This window comes from Streptomyces niphimycinicus (assembly GCF_018883605.1).
Classification (GTDB): Bacteria; Actinomycetota; Actinomycetes; order Streptomycetales; family Streptomycetaceae; genus Streptomyces; species Streptomyces niphimycinicus.
The window spans coordinates 1-10,922 of record NZ_JAHLEM010000426.1 but is presented as its reverse complement, the minus strand read 5'-3'; the positions used below and the strand labels follow the sequence as shown (position 1 = coordinate 10,922).

Sequence of the window (10,922 nt, the reverse complement as noted above, 5' to 3'; positions counted from 1 at the left end):
GCTCCCGGTCGGTGCGGCGGTCACGCTGACCCTGCCGGACCGCCCTGTTCTGGTGGACCGCCGCCGGTGAGACGGCGGTCGCGAGGGGGCCGACGACGCCCACCGACACCCGGCACGAGGACTCCCACCGACGCCCGGCCCACCGACGCCCGGCCCACCGACGCCCGGCCCACCGACGCCCGGCCCAACGACGCCCGGCCCAACGACACCGTCCATGCGGATCAACCCACCTGATCGCCCGGCATTCGCCCGCTCGCCCCGAACCGGAGAAGACTCACCTTGAACCTGAACCAACGCATCGCGGCGCCCGGCCTTCCCGCCGCCGTCCTGTTCGACATGGACGGCACGCTCGTCGACACCGAACGGCTGTGGTGCGCCACGGTGGAACAGATCGCCGCCAGGATGGGGCGGCCGCTGACCGACGCGGACATGGCTCATGTGCTGGGCCGCCCCGCCGCGTACACCGCCGCTCACCTGCACCGCACCGGTGCCCCGGCAGCCCCCGCCATCGGGGCGCTCGCCGAGGAGCTGGACACCGCGTTCGCCGCCCGGGTCGCCGACGAGGTCATCCCGCTCCCGGGCGTACCGCGCCTGCTGGACGAACTGGTCACGGCCGCCGTGCCCGCGGCGATCGTCTCCGCTTCGTCGCGCCAGGTCGTCGACCTTGTGCACGGGGCGCTCGGCGCGGACCGGTTCGCGCTGACCGTCGCCGTCGAGGACACCGTCCGCACCAAGCCGGCGCCCGACCCCTACCTCACCGCTGCCGCCGCCCTGGGCGTCGAACCGCGTAAGTGCCTGGTCGTCGAGGACACGCCCACGGGTGTCGCCGCGGCCGAGGCCGCCGGGTGCCCGGTGCTGGCCGTGCCCTCCACCGTGCCGATCCGGCCCGCGGCCAACCGCACCGTTCTCGATTCGCTGGAACGTGTCGACCTGGCCCTGCTCTCCTTCCTCGTCACATCAGCACAAGGGAACTGACACCATGGACGACATCCGGCACGTGGTGATCCTGATGCAGGAGAACCGCAGTTTCGACCACTACTTCGGCACGTTGAACGGCGTGCGCGGCTTCGACGACCGCCAGGCCCTGACGTTCCCGAACGGCGACAGCGTCTTCCGCCAGCCCGCCCCGGCCCGGCCCGACGGCGGATATCTGCTGCCCTACCGCATGGACTCCTCGAAGTTCAACGCGCAGAACGCCGACGGCCTGCCACACGACTGGGAGAGCGGTCACGAGGCCATCAACAACGGCGCGATGAACCGCTGGACGTCCGCCAAGGGCGAGCAGAGCATGGGCTACCTCACCCGTGCGGACATCCCCTACCAGTACGCGCTGGCCGACGCCTTCACCCTGTGCGACGCGTACTTCTGCTCACTGGCCGGCCCCACCAGCCCCAACCGCCTCTACCTGTGGACCGGCACGGTCGGACCGGGCCGCGACGGCACGACGGGGCCGTGGATCGACAACACCCCGCTGCCCGAAAGCCCGGTCTGCGACTGGACCACCTACGCGGAGCGCTTGTCGGCCGCCGGCGTCTCCTGGCGCGTCTACCACACCCCCGGCCTGGACGAGCGTGACGGCAACTACGAGGACAACGCCCTGGAGTACTTCGGCCAGTTCCACACCTTCGACAAGGACGACCCGCGCTACCTCGACGCGATGACGAAGTGGGACCTGTCGGCATTCGACGCGCACTGCCAGGACGGCACGCTGCCGACGGTGTCCTGGCTGGTCTCGCCCTATCTGTTCTGCGAGCATCCGGCCGCCAGCCCCGCCTACGGCGCCCACTGGGTCGACACCGCTCTCCAGTCGGTGTTCGCGAACCCCGAGATCTGGAAACACACCGTCTTCCTCGTCATGTACGACGAGAACGACGGCTACTTCGACCACATGGTGCCGCCCTTCCCGCCCGCGGGAACACCCGAGGAGTTCGTGGACGGTCAGCCGATCGGGCTGGGCAACCGCGTCCCGCTGTGGGTGATATCGCCGTGGTCACGCGGCGGCTGGGTCAACTCCCAGGTCTTCGACCACACCTCCGTACTGCGCTTCCTCGAGGTCGTCACCGGCGTACGGGAGCCCAACATCTCGGCGTGGCGCCGCGCCGTGTGCGGTGACCTCACCACCTGCTTCGACTTCACCCGGCCCGACTTCTCGATCCCCGTACTGCCGGACACCGGCACGCTGATGGAGCGGGCCGACGCGGCGATGGAACTGCCGCCGGTGGAACTCCCCGTGCCGGGCGCCCAGCTCATGCCGACCCAGGAGCCGGGCGGCCCACGCCCGCACCGGCCGCTGCCGTACCGCCCCTGGGCCGATATCGCCGTGGACCGCGCCACCTCCAAGGTGACCTGCACACTCGCCAACGAGGGAACGGCGGCCTTCCCCTTCACGGTCTTCCCCAACATCGCCCGGCCGTTCGCCGGAACACCGTTCACCGTCGCCCCGCACACCACGGCCGCCTACGTATGGGACGCGGTACGCACCGCCGGTGCCTACGACTTCACCGTCCACGGCCCCGACGGCTTCGTCCGCCGCTTCGCGGGGACGGTCGCGGGCCCCGACCAGTCCGAGACCGCCATCCCCCGAGTGGCGGCCGCCCTGCCCGGCGGCGATCCGCACCACGCGTCCGTCGAACTGCTGCTGGCCAACGACGGCGCAACCGCCGTGTGCTTCACGCTCACCCCGAACGACTTCGGCGGCACGGCCCGCACCCAGCCGGTCGGCCCGCGCCAACAGGTCACCGTGGAATGGCCCACGAACGACGGACACTACGACATCACCATCACCGCCGACGACGGCACCGGCTTCACCCACCGATACGCGGGGACGGTCCACCCGGGTCCGAGCCCGGCCAAGGGTCCCGCGAGCCGGTAGGAGACCCCTTGGCCGCCGCCACCCTCGGCGGGCTCCTCGCCGGTGCCGGCGGCCTGGCCGGCGGCTGCGGCGTCGCGTCGGCTCTTCCACCGCGCGGCGTGCTCGTCGCCTTCAAGGCCGGTGAGCTCGGCGCGCTCGGCGTCGGCCGAGGTCTGGAGTTCGACGAGGCTGTCGGGGATTTCCACGCGGTGGATGATGGGCCGGTCATCCCACACGCCCCTCGTCTGGGCTTCGTGCCGGGCGAGGGGCTCTTTCGTGTTCAGCCTCCCCTGATCCTGCCCGCCCGGCGTACCGTGGCCGAAAGACCTTCTGGCGGGGGTACATCATGAGCAGCAAGACCATTGGTGACCGCCTGGGCGAGCTCCGGCGCTACCGCGACGTCACCCAGGAACAGCTGGCCGAACGGTCAGGCGTCCATGTCGACACCATCCGGAAACTGGAGCAGAACGTCCGGCAGTCGGCGCGTCTGGGCACTCTCCGGAAGCTGGCGAGGGCCCTCGATACCGAGCTGGATCGACTACTGGGGCAGCCCACCGTGACCACAGAACTCCCTGACGACGACGGTGGGCTCATCGCCTTGCGCGACGCCATCCAGGACATCAGCGCGCTTCCGGGCGTACCTTCTGGCGATCTCGACGAGGACCCACCCTCCGCAGAGTCGTGGATAGGCCAGGTCCGAGCGGCCACCACGCTCTACTGGGAAGGGGAGTACAGCGAGCTCGCTGGCTCCCTCCCTCTCCTCCTTCGGGACGGGCGCGCAGTGGCCCGGGAGACGACCGGCTCGCTCGTCGAGCAGGTCTGGAACCAGCTCGCGCTCGCCTACCAGCTCGCGGCCAGCCTCGCGACGCAGGCCGGACATCCCGACTGGGCTTTCGAAGCTGTGGAGAAGCAACTGCATGCGGCACAGCGCGCCTCCGATCCGCTGATGGAGGGGATGGGCGTCTCCACCCTGTCGTGGGTGCTGCTGCGGCAAGGCCGATGGGAGGAAGCACAGTCCATCGCCGAGCGGAAAGCGGACGCACTGGAGCCATCCATGCGGCGTAGCACGAGCGCTCAGTACGCGGTGTACGGGAACCTCTTGGTGGCGGCGGCCACACCTGCCGCGCGGCGGGATCAGAAGGACGAGGCCGATCAGTACCTCAACTTCGCTGAGTCCGCGGCTGTCCGATCTGGCGCTGTGCGCGTGTACGGGACCGCCTTCTCTCCGGTCGACGTCAAGACGCAGATCGTCAACATCGCCATGGCAGGCAGCGAGCCGGACGCGCAGAAGGCTCTGGAGGCGTCCGAGGATGTGCGCCACAACTTGATCAAACGCCCCGTGCACCTGGCCGCCCACCGCCTGGACGTGGCCCAGGCTCAGTATCAGGTGGGTGACAGCGAGAAGGCTTTGGACACGCTACTGGGGGTGGAGGCTGACCAGCCCGAATGGATCCGGTATCAGATGCTGGCGCGGGCCACGGTTTTGGAGATGCGTGAGGAGGAGAGGCGGCAGAACGCCCGTCTCCGAGGGCTGGCTGCCCGGCTGGGAGTTGAGCCCGCTCTCTGACTAGGACGTGATGTCCTAGTCGCGCCATAACCAGGTCAGCGTCTGGTGCATTACGTCACTGGGCTGTGATCGCGCGCACACCTAGCGTGATCTGCATCACGGCGGCGCTGGCCCGCGCTCCCGCCAGGACACTGGCCAGCGCTGCCCCCGCAGATCGCTAGGGGAGCCCGACGTGAAGACCAGAGCCTTGCCGTGGACACCGCCGAACACCGAGGACATCGAGGCGTTACCGGTGGGCCGCTGGTGGGACGCCCTGTCCGCGCCCACCGCCGTCGCGGACCGTGCCCTCGAACTGCTCGGTGACGAGTCCGGCGCCGTGATCCAGGACGACACCTACGGCAAGACGTACTGGCTGATCGCCGTCGACACTGCCACCGTCCGCATCTGGCGCATGCGTCAGGTCCGCGTCCTCACCGAGCTGGCCGACGAGGGCACCCTCCTCGGCGTACCGCCCGCCTCCTGGGGGCCTGAGCACCGGACGTACTGGCGGATCCCGCTCGGCCCGGACCGGTATCTGACCGACATCAATCACCTCCTCCGCGCCCTGCGACAGGCCCTCGACGACGTCCTCGGCCCCACACCGGACGGCCGCCAGCTCTGCCATCGCTGCCAGCTCCCCACCGATGAACCGGTCCCGGTCGCCACAGAGCACGGCGGCAGCGTCGCCCGCCCGACCGTCTACGCCTGCCCCAGCCACGCCCGGGACTACCCGAGCGATGCCGTCGCCCAGGCCGCCGCACGGCGCCGCGCCCTCGACCGGGGCAGGACCCGATGACGGCCCCCGAGCAGACCGCCGAGGAGACCAACGACCCGTTCGCCGACGAGGCGTGGCGCGCGGCCATCGAGCACGCCGCGGGCTGCCCGGCCTGCCGCACGCCCGGCGGCGGCTGCTCGGAGGGCGAGGGGCTGCTGCGCGCCTACGAGGAGGCCGCTCGGCAGGCCCGGTCAGGGGGCGACACATGATGGGTCACCGTAAGGCCACCCCCGCCACCCCCTCCAAGACCTCCTGTCAACGCGGTGTCGGCCCGCTTTCGCCGGGGGCCGGTCGGCGGCGCACGGCAACGACGGTGCCGGCGCCGAGGACCGCGGCGGCTGCCACGGTCCACGGAATCCACGATGTCGTGTCCGAGCTTGCGTTCCGAGCGGTCGCTGCCGCACGGGTGCGGTCGTCTGTGCCGGTCGTGGTGGGCTGTGGCGCCGCCTTCTGCTTCTGCTGCTCCCGCTCCTGCTCCGCCTTGGCCGCACCAGCCTCCAGGACGAGTACGGGTGCCGGGAAGTCCGGTTCCTCGTTGCCCGTCTGTCGTTCGTTCCATTTCACGACCGACCCGTCCGAGTACGTCTGGGTCACGTCGAAGGCGAGGGTCGGCTTTTTCGGGAGCGGCCCCACCCGTACGTCGAAGTAGCGGTGCGCATCGGGCTCGAGTTCGTGACCTGCCGTGGCGGTCCACATGATGTGAATCGGCCCGCCCTTGCGCGAAGGAATTTCCTTGCGCGTCCATCCGGAGGCCGACGGTACGGCGGTGGGTGTGACCCCCTTCGGGAGGGCGACCTCGAAACGGATGGTGGTGACGTCCGCCTTCTCGGAGGGGACCCGGAACCGAAGTGTGGCCGGGCTTCCCTCCTTGGCCCCGTCGGAGAACACACGTACGTGTGCGGAGGCAGGCCCCGCGAGGAGAAGGAGCGCCCCGGTGGCCGTTCCCAGCACGGTTGCCGCCTGGTATGTACGCCGGCCGGAGCGGACGCGAGGTGGGGGTGTCATGCCGAGCCTTTCAGCAGCAGTCGCAGTACAGGAGGTCGGCGGCCTCGACCGCGCTGTCCGAGCCCGCGTGGTGCGTGGAGGCGACCGCCGCCGACATCCGGGCCAGGGTCTGGGGAGTGGCCTTGCCTTCGGAGGTGAGGGAGACCCGCACGCCGGTGAAGTCGGCGAAGGCCAGCACCTGGGGGGCGTTGCCCGAGGAGTCGGTGGTGAAGGACAGCAGCGGGATCTTGCTGCCGTCCTTTTGGACGGCGTACGCCTGGTAGGTGGTGGTCGGCTGGAGATCACGTGCCTGGAGCTGGACCATGTCGAGGCCGCTGACCGGCCGGACCGTGGCTTCCAGCCGACGGCCCTTGTTGTCGGGGCGCATGGGTTCGCCCGCCGTTCCGTCAGGCAGGGTGGCGGGCACGTTGTGCGGCGCGTCGCCCAGGCCCTGGCGTCCGAGGTTGGCGGCGGAGCCGGCAGGCGCCGCGCCCGGCACGTACACCAGAGCCTGAGGCTCCTGGCCCACGGCCACCGTGTCGATGACCTTGTTGGTGGCCGTGTCGATGACGTCGACCGCGTCGGATTTCTCCATGCCCACATACATGCGGGTGCCGTCGCCGCTGGGCCAGAGGCCATGCGGCGCATGCCCGGTGTCGTGGATGCGGGTCACCAGCTCCGGCGTGCCGCCGGGGTTGCGGCGGTAGACGAGGGTCTCATCGAGACCGCCCACGGTCAGATAGGCGAACGAACCTTGCGCCGTCTTGGCGAAATTGGGGTGGTTGGTGTCCGGTCCGGTCTTCAGTACGGCCGTGACCTTGCGGTGCTTGAGGTCGATGACACTGGTCAGGCCCGCGCGCTTGTGCGCCGCCCACAGTTCCGTGCCGTCGGGCGAGATCGACTCGTCCGAGGAGAAGGAGTGACCGAGGCCCTTGATGGTGTGGATGACCTTGTGCGACTTCACATCGACGGCTGTGATCTCGGGGGCGCTGATGTGGTTGACGTAGGCCGTCTTGCCGTCGGGGCTGAGGACGACCTTGGACGGGCCGGGGCCGACCTTGATCGTGCGGACGACACCGCCGTGTACGGCGTCGACGACCGTGACGGTGTCGCGTCCCCGGTCGGCGACCCAGAACTGCTTTCCGTCCGCGGTGAACGTGCCCTCGTGTGACGCACGGCCGACGTCGGTCTCGTTGATCACCTTGTTGGTGGCGGTGTCGATGATGTCGACGGTGTTGCTGGTGACGCTCACCACGCCGAGACGCTTGCTGTCACGGGAGAAGGCCAGGCCGTGCACGCCGACGTTGTCGGTGTACTGGGGGCCCAGGGTGGCGCCGAGCCGCTGGGCACCGAGGGCGATGGTGCCCAGTGTCTTGTTGGTGGACGGATCTATGACCGTGACCGTGTTGGAGGTCTGATCGGCGGTGTACACGCGGTCCCGGCCCGAGACGCGCGCCGAAACCGACGTACCGTCGCCTGCGGTGGTCTTCACCGCGGCGCGTTGGACCGTGGCCGGGTGCGACGGGTCGGCCTGGGCCAGGCTCACGACTCCGAGGGCCGTGGCGCCGACGCCGGTCAGCACGGCGGTCGCACCGACCGCTTTCCTGATCGAAAACACTGGCAAACCTCCATAAAAGGTGCGCCTGACGGCGCATTGAAGAAAGGGCGGGTTCATGGCCGTCCCCGGTTCAGGGGAAAGTCCGGCTGGAGCGGGGCGATGCCCCGTCAGGTACCGCGGTTCGGACCCACCGGGGCCTGGGCGACGAAGTGCCCGTCCGCGTCCTGTACGTACAGCGTGGTGATGGTGTCCTTGTGCATGGCGGTGGTCAGGCGGACGCGCAACGGGGCGTCATCCCTTCCGCTCGCCCGTACGCTGCCCGCCTGCACACGGTCGCCGCGCGCGTTGCCCGTCATCAGCCGGTAGGTACCGCTGGCGCGCAGCCCGGACAGCGACACCGGGATCTCGGTGCCCCAGGAGTGCGAGACCATCGCGCCGTCCTGTGCGACATGGACCGCGGCGACGTGTGTGCGGGTGTCATTGCCAGAGGTCGCCATGACCGTGACAAGGGCCGCGCACGCGGCCAGAACCACGCACACGATTCCGGCCGCCACCCGGCGGCGGGCACTCCCGAGCAGCCCCACCGAGGCGACGACAGACGCTCCGCCGGTCTCGGGGAGGGCGGATGGGATACGCACGGAATCCGCCCGCTCGAAGGTCCGAACCACCCGGCGCACGCCTTCCGCCTCCTCGGAGCACCCCTCGCATGACGCCACATGGCGAGCGAGAGGGGCGGGCAACGGTTTGTCCAGCAACAGAAGTTCGGTGACCTCTTCACGGATCGCGGTGCAGATCTCGCTCATGGTGCCAGCCATCCGTTCTCGTCCAGGATGTCGCGCAGCGCGCGGATGCCGTGGTGGAGGCGACTGCGGGCGCTGGAGGCCGGGATGCCGAGTTCTGCGGCCAGGTCGGCACAGGTCCGGCCGAGGAAATACACCTCGATGACCGCTTCCCGGTGCTGGGGGCGCAGCCGGTCGAGCGCTTCGCGCAGCTCTATCCGCGCCAGCAGCCGATCGTACGGGTCAACCCCGGCATCCCGGCTCGTCCTCCCCGTCTCATCCTGGTGCGCCACCGCCGGCCGGACATCACGGTGCCGCCGGGCGTCCACGATCACATTGCGGGCGATGGCGTACAGCCAGGTTCGCAGGCTCCCCCGCCTGCTCTCGAACGAATCCGAGGCGCGCCAGGCCCGAAGGAACACCTCCTGCACGACTTCCTCGGCGAGCTGAGTATCCCCCAGCGCGTTGCGGGCAAAGCCCAGGAGCTCGCCGCCGTACTCGTGATAGGCGGCGCGCACCCCCCTTTCACTGCCCAAAGACTCGTCGCCGGCCCCCTTCCGGCGCCCGCGCCACATCCGGACACCCACTACCAGCGCCCGCCGTTGCCGGTATGCCACACCTTCACCAGCATCCTCCGATCTCACCATGCGTGATGCGCGAGGGGATACGGGTGGCGGGCCGGGAGTGTTGATCGGTGCGGATATGACCTACGTCACTTCACGCGGAGGCGGGACCGCGGCGTCACTTGCTGATGAACGAGAGGATCTCACGCACTACGGCCTTGGGGTTTTCTTCCGCCAGCCAGTGGCCTGATGTGGGAATCTCGACCGCGCGTGTGATGTTGCGCAGCGTCGGCGTCAGGGTGGGCCGGGTGGAGGCGAGTGAGCCGGTTGCCGTGAGGAGGAGGGTGGGGGTGTTGACACGGGCCGCTGCCGTGTTGTCACGCTCGTCTTTGTCCAGGCTTCGGTAGAGCTCGAATCCCGCGTGCAGTACCTCCGGGCGGCTGTAGGTGCGGACGTACTCGTTGATTTCCGCTTCGGTGAAGGGGGACCGTGTCCTCTTGCCGCCGAATGACGCTCCGCCGTAGGCGACTTGCGGATAGAAGGCGGTGAGGTACTCGCGCACGTCGCTCGGGTTGTCGACGAGTTTCTCGGGGATCGCCTGCTGACTGTTGAAGGCCATGTGCCAGGAGAAGGTCCGGTACTGCGCGGCGGGAAGCTTCCGCCCGGGGAGCGGATAGTCCATGTGCACGTAGGAGTTCACCTGTCCGGGGAACTGCGAGACGTACTGGAATCCGACGCCACCGCCGAGGTCGTGTGCGACCAGGTCGAACTTGTCGAGTCCGATCTGGTCACGCAGGAGACCGTGGACGTAACGTGCCAGGGTCTTTTTGTCGAAGCTCTCCGGGCTTCCCTTGCTGTCGCCGAGGCCGGGGAGATCGAGCGCGTAGACGGTGTGATGCTCGGCGAGAGCCGGCATGATCTTCCGCCACTCGTACCACGTCTGCGGCCAGCCGTGCAGCAGCACCAGCGCCGGGCCCTTACCGCCGGTGACGTAGTGCATGCGCACACCGCGGACGGTCGAGAACTTGTGCTTGAACGTCGCGTTGAACTCCGCGTCATGCTTCGTCGCGGCGTCGTACGACGCCGCCGGCCCGGCCGCCGAGACGGTAGCGGGACCCGATACGGCGGCCCCGTCGTGCCCATCGCACCCGGCAGTGCTGCCCACGGCGAGTGAGAGGGTCAGCGCGCCGGCTCCGAGGAGGAGGCGTCGGCGGGGAGTGCGCCTGTGGTTTCGAGTCAGGTTCATGTCGCGATCTTCAGGTGCGGCCTTGCGGTTCCGTATACTTTTTTGCGGGATTGCAAAACCGCCCCGTGTGGATCCGTGTGGACCCGAGTGGATCCGCATCGACTCTGGAACGGCTCTTGCCGCTTGCCCGCGCCTACGCTGTGCCGCTCGATGAACTGGTTGCCGCGCCGACCACCGCCGATCCGCAATGGTCTTCCGGTGCTCGACCCGGCCCACTTTCCCGACCATCCGAAGGAGAGTGGCGGCTCTCCCGAGCCGCCGCGGCCGAAGTCGGCCGCCGGCGCCGAGGCCGCCTTCCTCGTGCGAGGCGATCAGGCCGGGGTGTGCCCGGCTGGCCCGTCTGCCGGGACCTCGTCGGGCGCGACGGGTGTGCCGCGGGAGGCGGCGATGGCCAGACAGACCCGGTCACGCGTCATCGGCAACGTGCCGAGCCGAACCCCGGTGGCGTCCCGCACCGCGTTGGCCAAGGCGGCAGCGACCGGGAGGAAGGGGCTCTCGCTCATCGACTTGGCGCCCAGGGGTCCGAGGGCGTCGGCGGTGTCGGCGAAGTACACCTCCGTGCGCGGCACATCGGCGAACTCCGGGATGTGGTACTCGCGGAAGGTCGCCGTGGTGACGTG

General features: G+C 69.5%; 11 protein-coding genes and 1 pseudogene. 6 read left to right on the top strand and 6 right to left on the bottom strand.

Annotated elements, in window-relative coordinates; genetic code table 11:
- Positions 1-279 precede the first annotated feature (279 nt).
- The 6 genes from KN815_RS31645 (at position 280) to KN815_RS31620 (ending at position 5,381) form a co-directional block, all read left to right on the top strand.
- Complete coding sequence (locus KN815_RS31645) at positions 280-975, top strand: HAD family hydrolase (RefSeq protein ID WP_253209357.1); 696 nt, start codon at positions 280-282, stop codon at positions 973-975.
- Positions 976-979: 4 nt separating this feature from the next.
- Complete coding sequence (locus KN815_RS31640) at positions 980-2,872, top strand: phosphocholine-specific phospholipase C (protein WP_216345299.1); 1,893 nt, start codon at positions 980-982, stop codon at positions 2,870-2,872.
- Between the two features lie 8 nt (positions 2,873-2,880).
- Positions 2,881-3,201 (top strand): hypothetical protein, encoded by a 321-nt coding sequence (locus KN815_RS31635; RefSeq protein WP_216345298.1) that lies wholly within the window; start codon positions 2,881-2,883, stop codon positions 3,199-3,201.
- A complete protein-coding gene (locus KN815_RS31630) occupies positions 3,198-4,418 on the top strand; it encodes a helix-turn-helix domain-containing protein (protein ID WP_216345297.1) in 1,221 nt (406 codons plus the stop codon). The genes KN815_RS31635 and KN815_RS31630 overlap by 4 nt, the downstream gene beginning before the upstream one ends.
- A 172-nt stretch (positions 4,419-4,590) precedes the next feature.
- Positions 4,591-5,193, top strand: coding sequence for a hypothetical protein (locus KN815_RS31625; RefSeq protein WP_216345296.1), 603 nt, complete (start codon positions 4,591-4,593; stop codon positions 5,191-5,193).
- On the top strand, positions 5,190-5,381 hold the full coding sequence (locus KN815_RS31620) for a hypothetical protein (RefSeq protein ID WP_216345295.1): 192 nt from the start codon (positions 5,190-5,192) through the stop codon (positions 5,379-5,381). The genes KN815_RS31625 and KN815_RS31620 overlap by 4 nt, the downstream gene beginning before the upstream one ends.
- 46 nt (positions 5,382-5,427) lie before the next feature.
- Here KN815_RS31620 and KN815_RS31615 read toward each other — a convergent pair whose 3' ends face one another.
- The 6 genes and pseudogenes from KN815_RS31615 to KN815_RS31590 form a co-directional block, all read right to left on the bottom strand.
- Entirely contained in the window at positions 5,428-6,123 is a 696-nt protein-coding gene (locus KN815_RS31615) for a DUF1775 domain-containing protein (protein ID WP_216345294.1), read from the bottom strand.
- A gap of 64 nt (positions 6,124-6,187) precedes the next feature.
- A complete protein-coding gene (locus KN815_RS31610; protein ID WP_216345293.1) occupies positions 6,188-7,774 on the bottom strand; it encodes a YncE family protein in 1,587 nt (528 codons plus the stop codon).
- Positions 7,775-7,881: 107 nt separating this feature from the next.
- Positions 7,882-8,517, bottom strand: coding sequence for a hypothetical protein (locus tag KN815_RS31605; RefSeq protein WP_216345292.1), 636 nt, complete (start codon positions 8,515-8,517; stop codon positions 7,882-7,884).
- The gene (locus KN815_RS31600; RefSeq protein ID WP_216345291.1) at positions 8,514-9,011 is read right to left on the bottom strand and encodes a sigma-70 family RNA polymerase sigma factor; all 498 of its coding nucleotides are present in this window, start codon (positions 9,009-9,011) and stop codon (positions 8,514-8,516) included. Before KN815_RS31600 ends, KN815_RS31605 begins: the two co-directional genes overlap by 4 nt.
- 223 nt (positions 9,012-9,234) lie before the next feature.
- Complete coding sequence (locus KN815_RS31595; RefSeq protein ID WP_216345290.1) at positions 9,235-10,302, bottom strand: alpha/beta fold hydrolase; 1,068 nt, start codon at positions 10,300-10,302, stop codon at positions 9,235-9,237.
- 311 nt (positions 10,303-10,613) lie between these two features.
- Positions 10,614-10,922: pseudogene (locus tag KN815_RS31590) on the bottom strand (hypothetical protein); the annotation flags it as partial.